19 protein-coding genes are annotated in these 18245 nt (G+C 71.4%); 10 read left to right on the plus strand and 9 right to left on the minus strand.

Translation table 11 applies throughout. The features are described 5' to 3' along the window. The 6 genes from P3X83_RS22800 to P3X83_RS22825 form a co-directional block, all read right to left on the minus strand. On the minus strand, positions 1-771 hold a 771-nt coding region (locus P3X83_RS22800; RefSeq protein ID WP_277307203.1), incomplete at its 3' end, for a sigma factor-like helix-turn-helix DNA-binding protein. 51 nt (positions 772-822) lie between these two features. After that, a complete protein-coding gene (locus P3X83_RS22805; RefSeq protein ID WP_277307204.1) occupies positions 823-2904 on the minus strand; it encodes a UvrD-helicase domain-containing protein in 2082 nt (693 codons plus the stop codon). Positions 2905-2917: 13 nt separating this feature from the next. Then, a complete protein-coding gene (locus tag P3X83_RS22810; RefSeq protein ID WP_277307205.1) occupies positions 2918-5269 on the minus strand; it encodes a hypothetical protein in 2352 nt (783 codons plus the stop codon). Between the two features lie 231 nt (positions 5270-5500). Further along, on the minus strand, positions 5501-6268 hold the full coding sequence (locus tag P3X83_RS22815; protein WP_277307206.1) for a class I SAM-dependent methyltransferase: 768 nt from the start codon (positions 6266-6268) through the stop codon (positions 5501-5503). 407 nt (positions 6269-6675) lie between these two features. Further along, on the minus strand, positions 6676-7788 hold the full coding sequence (locus P3X83_RS22820; RefSeq protein ID WP_277307207.1) for an ABC transporter substrate-binding protein: 1113 nt from the start codon (positions 7786-7788) through the stop codon (positions 6676-6678). Positions 7789-7874: 86 nt separating this feature from the next. Further along, complete coding sequence (locus P3X83_RS22825; protein ID WP_277307208.1) at positions 7875-8114, minus strand: hypothetical protein; 240 nt, start codon at positions 8112-8114, stop codon at positions 7875-7877. A gap of 110 nt (positions 8115-8224) precedes the next feature. Between P3X83_RS22825 and fdxA the strand changes: the two genes are divergently transcribed. The 3 genes from fdxA (at position 8225) to P3X83_RS22840 (ending at position 10530) form a co-directional block, all read left to right on the plus strand. Next, the gene (gene fdxA, locus P3X83_RS22830; RefSeq protein WP_277307209.1) at positions 8225-8551 is read left to right on the plus strand and encodes a ferredoxin; all 327 of its coding nucleotides are present in this window, start codon (positions 8225-8227) and stop codon (positions 8549-8551) included. 207 nt (positions 8552-8758) lie between these two features. Further along, complete coding sequence (dapC, locus tag P3X83_RS22835; protein ID WP_277307210.1) at positions 8759-9838, plus strand: succinyldiaminopimelate transaminase; 1080 nt, start codon at positions 8759-8761, stop codon at positions 9836-9838. Positions 9839-9849: 11 nt separating this feature from the next. Further along, the gene (locus tag P3X83_RS22840; RefSeq protein WP_277307211.1) at positions 9850-10530 is read left to right on the plus strand and encodes a DUF4178 domain-containing protein; all 681 of its coding nucleotides are present in this window, start codon (positions 9850-9852) and stop codon (positions 10528-10530) included. A gap of 40 nt (positions 10531-10570) precedes the next feature. On the opposite strand, the gene P3X83_RS22845 is transcribed toward P3X83_RS22840, so the two are convergent. Continuing rightward, entirely contained in the window at positions 10571-11425 is an 855-nt protein-coding gene (locus P3X83_RS22845) for a hypothetical protein (protein ID WP_277307212.1), read from the minus strand. A gap of 100 nt (positions 11426-11525) precedes the next feature. Between P3X83_RS22845 and P3X83_RS22850 the strand changes: the two genes are divergently transcribed. The 6 genes from P3X83_RS22850 to P3X83_RS22875 all read left to right on the plus strand — a co-directional run bounded on the left by P3X83_RS22850 (position 11526) and on the right by P3X83_RS22875 (position 16218). Next, on the plus strand, positions 11526-12362 hold the full coding sequence (locus tag P3X83_RS22850; protein ID WP_277307213.1) for a 2,3,4,5-tetrahydropyridine-2,6-dicarboxylate N-succinyltransferase: 837 nt from the start codon (positions 11526-11528) through the stop codon (positions 12360-12362). Position 12363: 1 nt separating this feature from the next. Then, the gene (gene dapE, locus P3X83_RS22855) at positions 12364-13422 is read left to right on the plus strand and encodes a succinyl-diaminopimelate desuccinylase (protein WP_277307214.1); all 1059 of its coding nucleotides are present in this window, start codon (positions 12364-12366) and stop codon (positions 13420-13422) included. A gap of 221 nt (positions 13423-13643) precedes the next feature. After that, on the plus strand, positions 13644-14441 hold the full coding sequence (locus P3X83_RS22860; RefSeq protein WP_277307215.1) for a TIGR00730 family Rossman fold protein: 798 nt from the start codon (positions 13644-13646) through the stop codon (positions 14439-14441). 19 nt (positions 14442-14460) lie between these two features. Next, entirely contained in the window at positions 14461-15042 is a 582-nt protein-coding gene (locus P3X83_RS22865) for a TIGR00730 family Rossman fold protein (RefSeq protein WP_277307216.1), read from the plus strand. Positions 15043-15085: 43 nt separating this feature from the next. Then, a complete protein-coding gene (locus P3X83_RS22870; protein ID WP_277307217.1) occupies positions 15086-15658 on the plus strand; it encodes a hypothetical protein in 573 nt (190 codons plus the stop codon). Beyond that, on the plus strand, positions 15655-16218 hold the full coding sequence (locus tag P3X83_RS22875) for a DNA-3-methyladenine glycosylase I (RefSeq protein ID WP_277307218.1): 564 nt from the start codon (positions 15655-15657) through the stop codon (positions 16216-16218). The genes P3X83_RS22870 and P3X83_RS22875 overlap by 4 nt, the downstream gene beginning before the upstream one ends. A 35-nt stretch (positions 16219-16253) precedes the next feature. Here P3X83_RS22875 and P3X83_RS22880 read toward each other — a convergent pair whose 3' ends face one another. Further along, on the minus strand, positions 16254-17033 hold the full coding sequence (locus P3X83_RS22880; RefSeq protein ID WP_277307219.1) for an enoyl-CoA hydratase-related protein: 780 nt from the start codon (positions 17031-17033) through the stop codon (positions 16254-16256). Beyond that, complete coding sequence (locus P3X83_RS22885) at positions 17030-17824, minus strand: PaaX family transcriptional regulator C-terminal domain-containing protein (RefSeq protein ID WP_277307220.1); 795 nt, start codon at positions 17822-17824, stop codon at positions 17030-17032. Before P3X83_RS22885 ends, P3X83_RS22880 begins: the two co-directional genes overlap by 4 nt. Positions 17825-18004: 180 nt before the next feature. On the opposite strand from P3X83_RS22885, the gene P3X83_RS22890 reads away from it, so the two are divergent. After that, positions 18005-18172 carry a DUF3117 domain-containing protein gene (locus P3X83_RS22890; RefSeq protein WP_277307221.1) on the plus strand — a complete coding sequence of 56 codons (168 nt, stop codon included), beginning with the start codon at positions 18005-18007 and terminating at the stop codon, positions 18170-18172. The last annotated feature ends 73 nt before the right edge of the window (positions 18173-18245 follow it).

The following is an 18245-nucleotide window of genomic DNA, read 5'->3' on the forward strand; positions in this document are numbered from 1 at the left end:
CCCGCCCCCCCCCCCCCCCCCCCCCCCCCCCCCGCCCCCCCCCGGCCGCCCCGGCCGCCCCCCCCCCCCCCCCCGGGGGCCCCCCCCCCCCCCCGGGGGGGGGGGGCCCCCCCCCCCCCCCCCCGCCAGGTCGTCGGCCGGGACGGCCGAGCCGAGCCGCCCGCGCAGCCAGGCCACGTGCGCCACCACGGGGGAGGCGTCGGCGCTGGACAGCCACGACTCGATGTGGTCGCGCAGGTCGCGCTCGATCTGGCGGATCCGCTCACGGGTGACCGAGAACCGCTGGGCCAGCTCGTCGAGGGTCGCCCGCTGCGGGGCGTAGAGCCGGTCTCTGGCGATGGCCCGCTGGCGGTCGTCGAGTTCGGCGAAGATCTCGCTGAGCAGCTCGGGGATCGGCATTTCGGGGCGCCCGGGGAGGGGCAGCACCGCCGTACGGGTCTCGGCCGGTTCCAGCAGGCGCTCCAGGACGGCCAGGCACAGCTTGTGCACCACCTCGCGCCCCAGGGTGTCCGGAGTCCGCGCGGAGTCAAGCGGATCGGTGAACCTGACCAGCGGCAGAATGTCGCCGAGCACCAGGTGGCCCCAGCACGCCATGGACAGGTCGGCCAGGCGCGAGGCCACCTGTGGCGTGCCGATGGTGGTGCAGGCGCGCTCTACGGGCAGCGCCTGCCACCACACCTCGGGGAGGCGCGGGTCGTCCGCGATCGGCGCGATCTGCCTTGGTGAGGTCCAGCGCAGGGGTGGCACGATGTCGCTCAGGCTGAGGTTCATTGAAATCCAACCGGCAAAGGATTCATATCCGCAGTTCAGACATTATGGGGGTCAAGATGGCAGGAAAGGGCTTGCCCTGCCCGAATGGGACACGTACAGCAGCTCGCCGGCCCGGGTGCAGGCCACATACAGAAGACCGCGCTCTCGTTGCAGATCATGGGCCCTTGCCGCCGGGTCCTCGGCGGCCGGGGTCAGCGCCTGGGGTGAGGGCACGATCCCATCCGTCACGCCTATCACGGCGACCCTCCGAAACTCCAGCCCTTTCATCCCATGCAACGTGCTCACTCGCACCCCCAGTCCAGCCTTCCTGATCGCCGCCCGCGCCTCGCGGACGAGATCGGCTCCCCGCGCCGCGACCGCGATCTCCGACACCGGGACGCGGTCGTCCAGCACCCACTCCCGCAGCCTGGTGACCAACCCGGTCAGCTCCGCCTCCGGGGAGTCGTAGCCCACCACGATCGGCCGTGCCCCGTGTCCGGCCGCCCCGAAGCCGAACAGTTCGTGCATCGTCTCCACGAGGCCGTCCACGGGCCCGCCGCCGCGCAGCCGCACGCTCCAGGACAGGAGCTCCCGCGGCAGCCGGTGGGAGACCTTGAGCCGCCGAGGCGTCGCCTCGATCCCCACCGAACTGAGCGGGACCCTGTTGTCGGAGATCCGCTGGTGCGGATCGCCGACGATGAACAGGTCGTCGCGCATGTGCGGCACCGCCGCGCGCAGCAGACGCCACTGCGCGGGGTGCAGGTCCTGTGCCTCGTCCACGACGATATGCCGGTACGGCTCCCGCCGGGGGCCCAAATCGTCCAACAGGTCGCCCGTCGTACGGCTGAGCAGCGTCGACGCCTCGGCCGCGAGCTGCAACAACGTCCGCCGTCCGGTGCTCCGCAGCCGGTCGGCCACCTCGCTGATGGCCCGCCAGATGGCCTCCCGCTCGGCCGCGGCGAGCAGCACGCTGCGCCCCGGACGCTCGGCCTTGACGTACTCCTCCAGCGTGGTGAGGTTCTGCGCCAGCACCACCTGCTCCCACTCGCGCAGCACGAAGGCAGGGGAGTGCGGGTCGCCCGAGGTCGCGTCGGTGAGCAGCCGCAGCAGCTCGCTCTCCCCGACCAGATTGGGCCTGCGCCCCTCGGCCTCGGTCACGATGCGATGGGCCAGGCGGTCCACGTTGCCCACCTCGACCCGTTTGCGCAGCAGATCGTCGGTGACGAGCAGGTCGAGCTTGGCGGCGAGCACGTCGCTCAGCCCCCGGGAGAACGTCACCAGCAGCACTGGACCGAAGCCCTGGGTGGCCAGATACGCCGCCCGGTGCAGCGCGATCAGGGTCTTGCCGCTGCCGACCCCGCCGGTGACCAGCACCGGCCGGTCGTAGTGCGGAGTACGGGAAAGCCGGTGCTGCGGCGGGTGCAGGAAGACGCACCAGTCGGGGGACCCGAGCACGCGGTCGAGCTCGTCGCGGTCACCGACGAACGCGGCCCGGTCCGGGCTGCGCATCAGCGCCGCCAGGAAGTCGGCGGTGTCGATGATCCCCTCGCGCTCCGGCCAGGAGGCGGCGGTGCGCCAGTCGTCGAGCACCCGCCAGGCCGCCGCCAGCGACCCGGTCCTGGCCAGCTCGGCCAGCGGGGCGTACTGCGTGGGCGGGAGCAACGGCTCCAGCGCCTCCATGATCGCCTCGGTGGTCACGTGCCGCACGAACGGCAGCAGCCGGGGGTCGATGCCCACGGACGCCAGATCCGTGTCACAGACGTCCTCGAACAGCCGCTGGTCCGTGTTCTCCGCCGAACGGCGCAGCGCGGGCTCGGCCCGCTCCAGCGCCTCGGCGTCCCACACCTCGATCACGCCCAGCTTGGGGTTCACGCCGAAGCCGAGGCCGCGAGCGTAGGACCACGCGTCGCCGTCCGGCAGGATCGTGAGCAGCCAGTAGACGTCGCGCTCGCGCAGCACGACGCCCCGGTGCCGGTCCGCGAGACGCAGGGTCGCGACTCGCGGATCCCTGGCGTTCCTGACCTGCTCCGGGTGCGGCGCGGCGGGCGCCTGGTTCATGAACCGCCGGATCGCGACAACGACATCCCGGCGCACCGGCTCGGCCAGTGCGCCTAGTTCCCTTGGGAACTCGGGGGAGATCGCGAGCCGTGGCAAGGGCGGTCTCCGGCTAGGACAGTAGGGAAAGCAGATCGCGGTCACCACGCTCGCGGAGTCGGACTAGGAGATCTGGCTGGCCCACCGGCCCCGCCATGCCGATTCTCGTGGCGATCACCCTTGACGCCTGGTCGGCTCTGTTCTCTGGCGCGGTATAGCCCACGAGCCGCAGGGCCTGGGTGATCGGCTCTACCTCGGGCCCGGCGGCGTCCAGGTGCCTGGCCCGCAGCGTGCCCTCGTCGGACAGGGTCAGGAACAGGTGGCCGCCCTCCTTGGCCTCGACTTCTTCGAGCAGCCGCAGGAGTGACTCCACCACCGGCCTGGCCTGCCAGGTCATGGTGAGCTCACCAGCGGTGCTGCTAACAGTACGGCTCTGGCCCGGGGTAAGTCCTAGATAAGCGGCGAATCCGCTCGGCAGCGGGCACTCCCCGCCGTTGATGTGATCTTTGGTCAGGTCGATGCGCAGCCACCAGAGGCCGTCGGGCTGGCGGAAGCAGCGGCGGGTGAACGACACGTCCTTGAAGGGCCGGAAGCCCTTGGAGGGGCGTTCCTGGCCGGGGGGTTCCTCTGCGGCGGCCTCGGGCTGGGCGGGGGCGTCCTCGACGGCGGCCTGCTCTGTTTCCACCGGCTGCACGGGCTGCACGGGCTGCACGAGCTGCATCGGTTCGCGGGGGGCGAGGGGGTCGGGGTCGTCGACCACTTCGGCCGCGTCGGCTTCGGCTTCGGGGACGGCGTTGGCCTCGGACGCGGGCTCCGGTAGGGGCTCGGGCATGGGCTCGGCGGCGGGAAGCGGCCCCAGCGGGTCCGCCGGATCGATCGCGGGCGGCTGCTCGGCCTGCACGTCCGGCCCGGTGTGCATCTCCTGCATCGGCATGGGCTGCGGGATGAGAGCGGCCTCCGGCTGCTCGCCGTCCGGCTGACCCATCTGGTCGGGCTGGTCGGGCTGATCGGGCTGGTCCGGCGTGGGCTGGTTGAGGATCCGCAGGCGGGGCACGCTCGCCAGCCAGTCGCGGGCCACCTCCGGATGGATCCCGAGCGAGACCACCAGCTCCATGGCGCGCTCCAGAGTAGGCGGCCGGTCGGCGTGGATGATCATGTTCCGGGTGCGCTCGTGCAGCTCGCCCAGATCGCCCTCCACGACCCACCCGCCGACCAGCCGGTGACCGGGCAGCGAGGCCAGCACGAACTGCCAGCCCGGCACCTCCAGCGCGCGGATCTCCTTGGCGTGCCAGTCACCCGCATCGATGAGCCGGTCTTTGGGCGCGGCCCTGCCCATCGTCTGCTGCAGTTGCGCCAGGTGGGCCCGGTACGGCCGGGCGTCATCGCTCACCAGCCACTTCTTCAGCCGCACCCGCAGGTCGGCCTCGACCTCCTCGATCTCGGCCGGGGGCACCGCGAACAGCTTGGCCAGCTCGTCCACCGCGCCGGGGGCGTCGGTGAACACCCGGTTCTGCGCCACCGCCCAGGTCTTGTCGTCCAGGCCGGAGAAGGAGGACTCGATCAGCGCGAAGAGGTCGGGCTCCTCGGGCTGCTCCAGCGGGACCAGCGGCTCGAACATCGAGCGTCCCGAACCGGTGCCGGGCGGCGGGCCGGGGGGCAGAGGCGGCAGGGCCCCCATGCCGAAGGGGACGAGAGGCTGCGGTTGCGCGCCGAACGGCGGGCCGAGCGGGGCGATGGGCGGTGGGGGAGGAGGGGGAGAGGGCGCGACGGCGGGCGGGCTGAGCGCCTCGGGCGCTTTGGAGCGTCGTAGTGCCTGGCCGTTGACTTGGGCGGGCTCGGCCGTACGGGGCTCGGGCACCGGCGGCACCATTGCCGCCACCGGTTCGGGTTCGGCGGCGCGTACCGGCTCCGGCTCCTGCTGCTGCTCTTGTTCCTGGGCCGGTTCGGCTTCGGGTCGCGGTTCGGGCTGGGGCTCGGCGGCCTGCTCCGGTTCCGGCTCCCGCGCGCGCTCATGCTTGGCCCGCCTGGTCTCCGCCGTGGTGTCCGGTTCCACCTCCGACGCGGGCCGGTCTTCCTCGAAGGGGAGTTCGGCGGCCTCCGCGGCCTCGGCGGGCTCGCTCCGGCGGGGGTCCTCGTCGGGCAGTAGCCGGGCGAAGGCGGCGGTGAACAGCGTGGTCAGCACCGGCCGGGCCTGGACGAACGGCTGGTCCACCAGCTCCCGCGAGGTGAGCGAGAGCAGCGCGGGCCAGGAACCGGCGCGGTCCAGCGCGATCGCCGTGTAGGGATCGTCGGCGTCGTCCGGATCGAGCACGTACAGCGCGGGCAGCACGTCGCCGATGGACGCCGCGGGCCAGTAGTGCAGGGCGATCTCCGCGAGCAGTTCGCCGAGCACCTCGGGCGAGGTCGCCAGTAACACCCGTGCCATCGGCAGACTCCGCCACCAGGCGTCCGGCAGGCCGGGTCGCCGGCGCAGGCCCGGAATGGTGGCCGCGTCGCTCCACCGCAGTGGAGGCACGAGGTCACTCAGGCAGAAGTTCATCCCGTTCCCTCTCCGGCATTCGCACCTTCACCAGCCCCCCAAGGCGCGCCGCGCGTGACCGACGAGAACCATGGAAGAGACATATTCTGGCAAATCACCCCGGTGTTTCGGGGGCGATTAGCGTCGAACGGCAGCGAACCTGAGTCGGACGTAATCCGCCATCCATCCCGTCTCCCTGCGCAGCGCCGGTGCCGCCAGTTCGTTCACCCGGCGGAGCAGCGGCTCCACGATGTCACCGGGCAGCCCTTCGAGCAGAGGAGCGCCGAAGACGCGCACCCAGTCGGCCGCGCCGTCCGGGCATTCGTCCATCGGAGTGGGCCGGTCGAAGTACTCCAGCAACCGCACCGCGAACCCGCCCTGCTCCAGCCGCGTGGAGTACTCGGCCGGGCTGGGGAAGAACCACGGCAGCTCCGGCTCGGGCAGGCCGTGCTCGCGCCAGGCGGTGGACATCGCCGCGATCATAGCGGCGCAATTGCCCGCCCCGCCGAGTTCCGCGACAAACCGCCCGCCGGGCCGCAATGCCGCATGCACGTTCGCGATCACCATGTCCGGTTCGCGGCTCATCCAGTGCAGCGCGGCATTGGAGAACACCGCGTCGAACGGCCTCGCCACGGTGAAGTCGTCACCTTCGCCGACGATGAAGTCGAGCCCCGGATACTGGGCCAGCGCCTTCTCGATCATCGCGGCCGATCCGTCGATGCCCAGCACCTCGGCCCCACGCGAATGGATCTCCGAAGTGAACACGCCGGTGCCGCACCCGAGATCGAGCACCCGCTCACCGTGCTGCGGATCGAGCAGTTCGACCAGGGGAGCACCCTGGGCCGAGACATAACCGAAGGAGCTGTCATACGCGCTGGACACCCCGCGTGCGGTCCACCGCGTCATGCTCGGCGCCTCGTACCGCAAGACCATCAGCTCACATTCCGCGACAACAGGGGAGAGATTACGGCAAGGACACTCTAGAGCCTTGCCCTCGTTAGCCGTGATTCATCCCATAAGCCTCATGCTCCACCTCTTCCACGTCGCAGCCCTTTCGTCCCGCCGCCACCACCCATGACCAGCCAACCCCCACCATTTCGGTCAGTCCTCACAACCCCCGGCCGCATCCCCCATCCCCGGGCCCAGGTCATCAACCCAACTCCTCGGCCGCTGCCATCGGGCGAGGGCCGTGCCGTCCGCGCGGGTGGGTCAGTACTCAAAGAACGACCGAGCGCAGCGAGGCCCTTTTAATACCGGCCTGGGGCGGGTGGCAGGGCCTTTGGGTGCTGGCCCTGGACGGGTGGCAGGGTGGGTTAGCCGATTTGTTTGGGCCAGGCGCGGCGGAGGTAGGTCTTGGCGGCGTCGGTTTGCGGAATGGTGAGTTGGGCCGGGCGGCCGGGTGGGGCCTGGGGGAGCTTGGCCTCGGCCTCGCGGTCTACGGTGCCGCGCATCTGAAGGGCCTCAAGGCGGGCGGGGCGGGCGAAGCCGGCGAGGAAGAGGTTCTGGCCCTCGTCGGAGAACAGGAACTCCTGCCACAGGCGGGCCGCCGCCGGGTGTGCCGCCCGCTTGTTGATGGCCTGGACGTAGTAGGAGGTCAGCGCCGCGTCGCGGGGAATGGTGACCTTCCAGCCCTCGCCCTCGCGGGAGGCGCGTTCGGCGTTGAGGTAGTCCCAGTCGACGACGGCGGTCGGCGGCTTGACCGGCTTGGCCGTCGTGATCAGGTTGCCCGCCTCCTTGAGGCTCGCGAAGAAGCGCACGCCGCGCTCGGCCTCGGCGGAGCCCTTGAGCAGGGAGGCGGCCATCACGCCGTTGAAGGCGGAGGCGGTCTGCAGCGGGCTGCCGGGCAGGGCGACGGTGTAGCCGGGCTTGAGCAGGTCGGCGAACGTGGCGGGGGCCGGGACCTTGCGCGGGTCGTAGCCGATCGACATGTAGCCGCCGTAACCGGCGTACCAGGCGGCCTGGTGGTCTTTCAGCTCGTCGGGGATGTCCTGCCAGGTGCGCACCCGGTAGGGGGCGAACATGGCGGCGTTGGCGACCGCGACGTCGAGGCTGAGGTCGAACACGTCGGGAGTGGTCGCGGCGTCGCGGGACTTGGCGGCCCGGACGGCGGCGTCGATCTCGCGCTGGCTGCCGGCGTCGGGTTCGAGTTCGGTGACCTTGATGCCGTACCTGTCGGTGAAGGCGGCGATGACGTGGCCGTAGTTCACCCAGTCGTGGGGGAGCCCGATGACGGTGAGCGAGCCCTCGTGCTTGGCGGTGTCGGCGAGGCGCTCCATCGTGGAGAACCCTTCGCGCAGCGAGGCGGCCTGGGGGTTGACCGGCGGGAGCGGCTTCTCGCCCGCCGGGGGCGCACTGCCGCCGCCGCATCCGGCGAGGGCGACGATGGCGGCGGTGGAGGCGAGCACGGCAGTGGTACGTACGGTCACAACATGAATACTCACCGCAATGGCGGCCGGAATCGAGGAGGCGCGACCGTGTGTCGGGCAATTCGCGGGGCCTCGTGGACCTCCGGTCAGCGATCGCGGCGAGGAGGCGGCGGGGGGACGACCTTGGCGGCCACCACGGTCTCCTCGGCGAACTCGACCAGTTCGCCGTCGCGCCTGCGGACCGCGAGAACGCCGTCGTGCCAGGAGGTCAGCTCGCCCACGACGTCACGGAAGCCGCCGGGGACGCGTCGTCGTACGCTCACACGGCGACCGACGTCGCCGGGGCTGATCGCGACCACGAAACGGCCGCCGAGCCGGGGCGTCACCGACTTTGCCCCCCTCCGTTTCAGAGATTCGCCGGGCACGGCAATACTAGGGCGTAGCAACCCGCGGTCGAAGACCCGCGCTCAGATGCGGAACGAAGAAGGAGCCCGAGGTGACCTACGTCATCGCGCAGCCTTGCGTGGATGTCCTGGACAAGGCGTGCATCGAGGAGTGCCCCGTCGATTGCATCTACGAGGGCCAGCGCATGCTCTACATCCACCCGGACGAGTGCGTGGACTGCGGCGCGTGTGAGCCCGTGTGCCCGGTCGAGGCGATCTTCTACGAGGACGACACGCCCGAGCAGTGGAAGGACTTCTACAAGGCCAACGTGGAGTTCTTCGACGACCTGGGCTCGCCCGGCGGCGCCTCCAAGGTGGGGAAGATCGACAAGGACCACCCGATCGTGGCCGCGCTGCCCCCGCAGGCGGCCGAGGACTGACGGCGGGGCCGGTTCACCAGCCGGTCCGTCGAGCCGGTCTATCAGCCGGTTCGTCGACCGGCTCATCAGCCGATCCGCCGGTCGATCACGAGTCGGTCCGCCAGTCGGTTCACCGGCCGGCCGGCCGGGCCGTCGGCTGGTCGATCGGCCGGTCACCGACACGTCCGTCCGTCTGGGCGGATCGCCGCCGCGCTTGGGAGAAGAGCTGTGAACGCGCTGCCGGATTTCCCGTGGGACCGCCTCGCGCCGTACAAGGAGCAGGCCGCCGCGCATCCGGGCGGCCTTGTGGACCTCTCGGTGGGCACGCCCGTCGATCCGGTTCCCGGGGTCGTCCGCGAGGCGCTCGCGGCGGCCTCCGACAGTCCGGGCTATCCGCTGACCTACGGGACGGCACGGCTCCGCGAGGCGGCGGCCGGCTGGTTGCGGCGCAACCACCAGGTCGTCGTCGATCCGGCGGCGGTGCTGCCGACGATCGGGTCGAAGGAACTGGTCGCCTGGCTGCCGACGCTGCTCGGCGTGCGGGCGGGGCAGCGCGTGGTCTTCCCCGAGCTGGCCTACCCGACCTACGACGTGGGCGCCCGGCTGGCGGGGGCCGAGCCGTTCGCCACGGACGGCCTGCTCGCCCTCGGCCCCGAGCCGGTGCCGCTGGTGTGGGTGAACTCCCCGTCCAACCCCACGGGGCGGGTGCTGCCCGCCGAGCACCTGCGCAAGGTGGTCTCGTGGGCGCGTGAGCGGGGGGCCGTGGTCGCCTCCGACGAGTGTTACATCGAGCTGGGCTGGGAGGATCGGCCCGTCTCGATCCTGCACCCGGATGTCTGCGGCGGTTCGCACGAGGGGCTGCTGGCGGTCCACTCGCTCTCCAAGCGGTCCAACCTGGCCGGGTACCGCGCCGCCTTCGTGGCGGGCGATCCGGCTCTGGTGAAGCGGCTGCTGGAGGTCCGCAAGCACGCGGGGATGATCGTGCCGCAGCCGGTGCAGGCGGCGATGACGGCGGCGCTCGACGACGACGCCCACGTGGCGGAGCAGCGCGAGCGGTACGCGGCGCGCCGGGCGGCGCTGCGTCCGGTCCTGGACGCGGCGGGGTGGGAGATCGAGCATTCGGAGGCGGGGCTTTACCTCTGGGCGGGCAACGGGGAGAACTGCTGGGACCAGGTGGGCGAACTAGCATCCAGGGGAATTCTGGTGGCACCTGGTGACTTTTACGGACCTACCGGTAGTCGTCACATCCGTGTTGCTATCACCGCTACTGATGAGCGTATCGATGCGGCGGTGAGCCGCCTCCAGTAAGATCCCGCGGCATGACCTCTGCGGTCGTACTCGGATTGAGCATCGCCATGCTCGTCCTTCTGCTTGTCGCGTATCTCGCCACCACGCGGCAGGAGAAGAGGGGCAAGACGGTGCACTCCGCCGGGACGCTTCCCCAGCCGCAGCCCGCTCCCGTCGAGGAGCCGGCGTCGCCGCTGGCCGTGCCCGGAGCCGGCCGTGCGGGCAGTGACTACCCCGATCCGCGCACCATCAGAGTGGGCGACTCCGTCGAGTACCAGGGGGTGCGCGCCCGTGTCCTGGGTGCCATCTACTTCTCCTGGCAGGGCAAGGAATGGACGCACTACCTCCTCGACGACGGCACCCACCGGCAGCAGTGGCTGTCGGTGGCCGAGCAGGGGGGCGTCGCGGGCGGCGACTCGTCGGTCCTTGAGGTCAAGCTGTGGACGACGGTGCCAACGCAGGGCATGGTCCCGGCCAAGAGCATGCTGATCATGGAAGGCGTGGAGTTCTTCCCGATCGAGCGGGGCACCGCTGCCTTCCGCTCAGAGGGCATGACCGGGCGTCCCGACCGCGGGCTGCTCGACTTCGCCGACTACCGGGCCGACGATGGCCGCCTGCTGTCGTTCGAGCGGGTGCAGGGGCAGCCGTGGACGGCCTCCTACGCCAGCCCGTTGCCACCCGGCTCCATCCAGATCGACCGCCGCAAGGGCTGACCAGAGCCCAGCCCAGCCGACCCGAGCCGGGCCGCCACGGTCAGGTCAGCTCGACGTGCCTGGCGGTCGCCCCGCTGTCGCCGCGCCAGCCGTCCTCGCCCCGTCCGGCCGACCAGGCCATGCCATCGAACCGGATCCTGCGCAGGCCGTACTCCTTGGCGTGCGCGATCGACCAGGAGGCGATCAGCCAGCCCCGGCGCGAGGTCGGCGCGCTGATCCTGGTGCCCTCGGCGTCGAGCGCGCCGGAGGCGGTGGAGGGGCCGAGCGCCCGCACCAGCTCCTTGCGCGCGGCGTCGGGCCTGGCCTGGGGCGCCGGGCCGTCGGTGGGCCGGGGGTACCAGCAGTGCAGGGCCCTCGGCACCCGCCCGGTGAAGGCCGCGGCGAGGATCTTGGCGTCCTCCTCGTGCTGGGCGTAGGCGGTGCCGTCGGCGGAGCGCTGCACCTCCTGGGCCGCCTCGTGCAGCGGCTTCTTGGCGTAGTCCCGCACCTTCACCAGCGCGGCGAAGAACTTGGCGGTGGCGTAGACCGGGTCCTGGAGCTGCTTGACCGTCCCCCAGCCCTGCGAGGGACGCTGCTGGAAGATGCCGACGGAGTCGCGGTCGCCGTACTCCAGGTTGAAGAGCTTGGACTCCTGCAGGCCGGTGGCGTAGGCGATCACCACCGCGCGCTCGGGCAGCTTGCGGCGCGCGGCCACGGCCGCGATGGTGGCGGCCATCCTGGCCTGCTCGATCTCCAGATCGAGCTCCCCACGCGGGGTCTTCACATGACAGCGCTCGGTGAGCACCAGCGGCTCGGTCCGGCTGAGCAGCCATAAAACGCCGCCGGTGATCGCGACGGCGAGCACGACGACGATCACGCCGATCGCGATTACCCCACGGGAAAAGCCCTTCCGCACGGTGAAGAACCTACCCGTCCGCAGGTGGACTACGTGCGCTCTCGGACGGTGCTCGGCCATGTTCGCAGAGCCAGCGGGCCGCCCACTAAGCTCGCCTTTCATGAGTCAGAGCTTTTCCAGTCCGCTGCCACGTGCCATCGACGAGCTGTGGGAGCGCAGCGCCGAGCTGAGCCCCGACGACGCGGAGGCCCGTGGCGTCATCGTCGGCGCCGTCGACCTGCTCGACACCGGCAAGGCCAGGGTCGCCTTCGTGGACGACGCGACCGGCGAGGTCGTGGTGGACGAGCGCGCCAAGCGCGCGATCCTGCTGAGCTTCCGGGTGCTGGGCATGACCCGCTCCCAGGTGGGTGATTTCCAGCACAACGACCGCATCCCGTTGAAGACCAGCCTCGACGGCGTCCGGGTGGTCCCGGGCGGAATCGTGCGGTGGGGCGCCTACCTGGCGCCGGGTGTGGTGATGATGCCGTCGTTCGTCAACATCGGCGCCTACGTGGACAGCGGCACCATGGTGGACACCTGGGCGACCGTGGGCTCCTGCGCCCAGATCGGCCGCAACGTGCACCTGTCCGGCGGTGTGGGCATCGGCGGCGTGCTCGAACCGCCGAACGCGGTTCCGGTGGTCGTCGAGGACGACGCGTTCATCGGCTCGCGCAGCATGATCGTGGACGGCGCGCGGGTCCGCCGGGGCGCCAAGCTGGGCGCGGGCACCGTGCTGACCGCCACCACGCGCGTCTACGACGTGGAGACCGGTGAGGAGCTGCCGCGCGGCGAGGCCCCGGCCTGGTCGGTGTGCGTCGAGGGGACGCGGCTCAAGAGCTTCCCCGGCGGCGAGTTCGGCACCCGCTGCGTGCTGGTGCTCAAGCGCCTGGCCGAGGGCGAGCAGCACGACAAGCTGAAGCTGAACGAGATCCTGCGCGAGCACGGCGCCAACGCCTGACATGGCGCTGGATCTCTCCCAGGACGCGGGGCGGATCGCGGCGCGGGTCGTGGACATCGAGTCGGTGAGCGGCGGTGAGCGGGCGCTCGCCGACGCGATCGAGCGGGCGCTCCGCCCGCTGCCGCACCTGACCGTGCTGCGCGACGGCAACGCCGTGGTCGCCCGCACCGACACCGGGCGCGCCGAGCGGATCGTCGTCGCCGGGCACATCGACACCGTCCCGGTGGCCGGCAACCTGCCCAGCAGGATCGAGGGCGACCGCCTGTACGGCTGCGGCACCTCCGACATGAAGAGCTCGGTGGCGATCGCGCTGCGGATGGCCGCCGGGCTCACCGCCCCGAACCGCGACATCACCTACGTCTTCTACGACTGCGAGGAGATCGAGGCCGAGCGCAACGGCCTGCGCCGCCTCAGCGTCGCCCACCCGGAGTGGCTGGCCGCCGACTTCGCGGTGCTGATGGAGCCCACCGACGGCCTCATCGAGGGCGGCTGCCAGGGCACCCTGCGGGCCGAGATCGTGGCCAGGGGCACCCGCGCGCACAGCGCCCGCTCCTGGCTCGGCGTCAACGCCATCCACGGCATCCTGCCGGTCCTGGCCATCCTGGACGCCTACGAGGCCCGGCGGCCCGTCGTGGACGGCCTGGAGTACCACGAGGGCCTGAACGCGGTGTGGGTGCGCGGCGGCGTGGCGGGCAACGTGATCCCGGACGAGTGCGTGGTCACCGTCAACTACCGCTTCGCCCCCGATCTCGACCTCGACCGGGCCAGGCAGCACGTCCGCGACGTGTTCGACGGGTTCGAGGTGCGGTTCACCGACGGGGCCCCGGCCGCGCGGCCCGGTCTCACCCACCCGGCGGCGGCGGCGTTCGCGACGGCCGTGGGCGGCGCTCCGCGCGCCAAACTGGGCTGGACCGACGTGGCGCTGTTCTCCGCGCTGGGGGTTCCGGCGGTCAACTACGGGCCGGGTGATCCGAACCTGGCGCACCAGCGCGAGGAATTCGTGTCGCTTCCGAAGATCGAGCGGTGCGAGCGGGCGATGCTGGACTGGCTGTCGGCCTGAGGCCCTGATGGCCCGGCGCGCCGGCCGAAGACTTCCGGAAATATGAAAGTGGCTTTCCTCGCCGGCCATTTGACGGGGAAAGCCACTTTCAGTCCCGAGCAGCACCCTCGTCTGTTAGACGCGCCCTCATCGAAATCCGGTTCCGCCGTCCCGCAGAGTTTTTTCAAGATTCTTTTCGACCGTCCGCTGCGCGGATCGGGGCGGGGGCTAGCGTGACCGGCATGAGACAGAACCGTCCGGAACGCCGCCACGGCGCCTCGCTGGTGCGCGGCGACCTCGTCCCCGACTCCACGCACGACCAGCGGCTCCTCGACCGCAAGGGGACGACGGACTGGCTGCACCAGGACCCTTGGCGGGTGCTGCGCATCCAGGCGGAGTTCGTGGAGGGGTTCGGGCAGCTCGCCGAGCTGCCGCCCGCCGTCACGGTCTTCGGATCGGCGCGCACCCCGCCGGGCTCCGAGGAGTACCAGATGGGCGTGGACGTGGGCCGGGCGCTCGCGGAGGCCGGATACGCGGTGATCACCGGTGGTGGTCCCGGCGTCATGGAGGCGGCCAACCGGGGCGCCAGGGAGGCCGGGGGCGTCTCGGTCGGGCTGGGCATCGAGCTGCCCTTCGAGCAGCGGATGAACGACTACGTCGATCTCGGCATCGAGTTCCGCTACTTCTTCGTGCGCAAGACCATGTTCGTGAAGTACGCCAACGGCTTCGTCGCGCTGCCGGGCGGCTTCGGCACGCTCGACGAGTTGTTCGAGGCGCTGACCCTGGTACAGACGGGCAAGGTCACCTCCTTCCCCGTGGTGCTGATGGGGCGCCGATTCTGGGGCGGCCTGATCGACTGGGTCCGCAGCACCCTGGAGGCCACCGGCAAGATCTCGCCGAAGGACCTCGACCTGATCCACCTCACCGACGACGTCGACGAGGCGGTCGCGGCCATCGCCGAGGCCGAGGACCAGCGGGCGCGCTGGCCACGTGAGGCGCCGCCCCCGGCGGTGGAGAACGAGGTCGCGGACGGCGAGTGACCTTGGCTAGGGTCGGGGAGTGTTCATCTGCGTCTACTGCTCGTCCAGTCTGCGGATCGACCAACGCTATCTCGACCTCGCCCGTGACCTCGGCGGCCACATCGCCGCGCGCGGCCACACCCTGGTCAGCGGCGGCGCGAAGATCTCCTGCATGGGAGCGGTGACGAGCGGCGCCAGGGCGGCGGGCGGCCGCACCGTCGGCGTGATCCCGCGCGCGCTGATGGACGTCGAGATCGCCGACGACGCCTCCGACGAGCTGATTGTCACCGCCGACATGCGCGAGCGCAAGGGCGTCATGGACGCCAGGTCCGACGCGTTCGTGGTGCTGCCCGGCGGCATTGGCACGCTGGAGGAGCTGTTCGAGATCTGGACCGCCAGGGTGATCGGCCTGCACGAGCGCCCGCTGGTGATCCTCGACCCGTGGGGTTTCTACGATCCGCTCCGCGACATGGTCACCTCGATGTACGACAAGGGGTTCACCCGGCCCGACGTCTTCGACGCGATCACCTGGGCTTCCACGCCAGAGGAGGCCGTCGATCGGGCCGAGGCCCGCACCCCGCGGATCACCACGAGCGCCGAGGAGCTGGCCGAGGCGGAATGATCGGTACGGCACGCCCGGCGGGGAATTGTGGCACGATTCGTATGTGCTGGTCGTACTCGCGCTCGCCGCGGTCGCCATCCTGGGCGGCGTGGTCTCGGTAGCCATGGGTCGCGGCGGTGAGATGGCGGAGTTCCCGCCAGACGTCCCGCCGCTCGATCTGCCCGCCGCGGGCCAGCTCGGCGCGGTCGATTTCGTCGCGCTGCAGCTCCCGGTAAGCCTGGTCGGCTACCACACCCAGAGCGTCGATGAGACGCTACACCGCGCGGCGGGGGCCATCAGCGCCAGAGACACCCGCATCGCGGTGCTTGAGCAGCGGGTGACCGAACTGCTCGCGCACCGGCTGCACGCCCGCCAGGAGGCCCAGGCGGGGCCGCCGCCGGGCGAGCCGTCGTCGCCGTTCGAGCACCGGCCCCAGGGGCCGGAGGTGCCGCCCTCGCTGCCCGAGCCCGTGGACGCGGCGCCGGAGAAGGCCCGAACACCTGAAACACCTGAAACACCTGAAACGCCGCACACACCTGACACACCCGATACGCCTGAAGCGTCGGAGAACTCTGAAACGCCGGAGCCCACCGGTGACCGGGCGGGTGAGCGCACCGGGGTGGAGGAGACCAAGTGACCGGCGCCACCGAGCCGGTCCGCTGCGGCTGGGCCACCTCCGCCCCCGACTACCTCGCCTACCACGACGACGAGTGGGGCCGCCCGGTCCGCGGCGACGACGGCGTCTTCGAGCGGATGACCCTGGAGGCCTTCCAGTCGGGCCTGTCCTGGCTGGTGATCCTGCGCAAGCGGGAGGCGTTCCGCGAGGTGTTCGCCGGGTTCTCCATCCCGAAGGTGGCCGCGTTCACCGAGGCCGACGTCGAGCGGCTGCTCGGCGACGCCCGGATCGTGCGTAACCGGTCCAAGATCGAGGCCGCGATCGCCAACGCGCGGGTCGCCGCCGAACTGCCCGGCGGGCTGTCCGACCTGGTGTGGCGCTACGCGGAGCCCGGTGCGCCGGTGCCGAAGACCCTGGCCGACGTGCCCGCCCAGACCCCCGGCTCCAAGGCGATGGCCAAGGAGCTGAGGTCATTGGGCTTCCGGTTCGTCGGGCCGACCACGGCGTACGCGCTGATGCAGGCGATCGGCCTGGTCAACGACCATCTGGCGGACTGCTGGGCGCGCGACCGCCACATTTAGCGGGCACGTCTGGCGGGTCCAGCCGTCCAGAGGGGTCAGCGCCCGTGGAAGACCGGGGTCTGCTTGGCGACGAAGGCCCTGGTGGCCGCCACGTGGTCCTCGGTGGCCGCGCAGGCGTCCTGCAGGTCGGCTTCGAGGTCGAGCGTCTGCGCCAGGGTGTGGGCCGCGCCGAAGGCCAGCGCGCGCTTGGTGGCGGCGTAGGCGCGGGTGGGCCCCTGCGCCAACCGTACGGCCAGCTCGCTCGCCGTCTTGGCCACCTCGCCCGCCGGCACCACGCGGGTGACGAGGCCCAGTTCCCTGGCCCGCTCGGCGCGCAGCGGCTCGCCGAGCAGCAGCAGCTCGGCGGCCAGCGACGGGCCCACGAGCCGCTGGAGGGTCCAGGACGCGCCGGAGTCGGGGGCCAGCCCGATGGCGGTGAAGGCCATCGCGAACTTCGCGTTCTCGGCGGCGATCCGCAGGTCGCAGGCGAACGCCAGGGACGCGCCCGCGCCCGCGGCCACGCCGTTGACGGCCGCGACCACCGGCTTGGCCATCTCGGTGATCGTCCGGACGATCGGGTTGTAGTACTCGCGCACGGTGCCGGCCAGGCCGTCGCCCGCTTCGAGGTTCGTGGCGTGCTCGCGGAGGTCCTGCCCGGCGCAGAAGGCCTTGCCCGCTCCGGTCAGGACGACCGCGCGGACGGCGTCGTCTTCGGCGGCCCGGGTCAGCGCCGCGAGCAGCGCCGCCTTCATCGAGGCCAGCAGGGCGTTCATCGCGTCGGGGCGGTCGAGCGTGATGGTGGCGACGCCGTCTGCGACGTCGTAGCGGATGCTCACGGGTTCTCCTGCTGATCGGCTAGGTTGCGGTCGACGAAGGCGGCCGCGGCCGGGAGAAGCCGGGCAGCCTCCTGCTCGAAGTATGTTCTGGCCTTCTCGCCCGGCCAGCCGGGGGGCAGCAGTTCGGGCGGAAGGCCGGGGTCGCGGAACAGGAAGTTGCGCCAGCCGTGCACGAGCAGGCTGCGCGCGGCGAAGATCTGGTCGTCGGGGTCGTCGTCGGCCAGCCCGCCGACCAGGGCGGCGGCCTGTGACAGCCACCGGTCGTAGGCGCCCGCGATGCTCGCGAGGTCCCACGCGCGGGCGACCAGGTCACGGGGGTCGCCGTCCAGGGCGGCGTCGAAGCGGTCGGCCCGCACCTGCTCGGCGCCGAGCAGGGTGGACAGCTCCGGCGAGGGCCGGGGGCCGATCCACGTGGTCTCGGACAGCGGGGCGTAACCGAGGAACGCGAGGTCGGCGCGCAGCCGTTCGCGCTTGGGCCGCTCGCGCACCTGTTCCACCACCACGACATGCCACTTTCCGGACCAGGGGATGGCCCCCGCCCGGTAAATTCTCAGCGCGGCTTCGTCCAGGCGACGCACGCATTTGGGGGTCACCGCGTAGCCGGGACCGGGGGGCAGCCGCAGCGGGGCGAGCCACCCCTGCCGAACCATCCGCGAGATGGCCGTGCGGACGGCCGGAGCGGCGATCTCAAGCGGTGCGAGCAGGCGGACCAGTGCGGCTACCGACGCGCGGCCGCCCCGGGAACGCAGGTGGTCACCGTACAGATCGAATAGCGCGGCACGGGCGTTCACGAAGACCAGTTTGGCTGTCAGGAGGGGGCCCGACAACGCATTCTGGGAGGAGATCGTTACCCGGCAGCCATCGAGAGGCGGGATAATAGGACATCCAGAAGACGTGAATGCGCCGGCTGCCCCCACCAGGGGAGGGCTGGAATCGCGACCGCGGAGTCCAAGGCAGGAAGGGATGCACGCATGGCGGCGATGAAGCCGCGGACCGGCGATGGTCCGCTGGAGGTCACCAAGGAAGGACGGGGCATTGTCATGCGGGTCCCCCTTGAGGGTGGCGGCCGCCTGGTCGTCGAGCTCTCCGCGACGGAGGCAGGCGCCCTCGGCGACGCGCTGAAAAAGGTCGTCGGCTGACGGCACCCAGACCTGTTCGACGGCCCCGGCCGCAGGATCATCCCCGCCGCTCGGGTGGTCAGCGCCGGGGCCG

The sequence above is a fragment of the Spongiactinospora sp. TRM90649 genome (assembly GCF_029382225.1).
GTDB lineage: Bacteria > Actinomycetota > Actinomycetes > Streptosporangiales > Streptosporangiaceae > Spongiactinospora.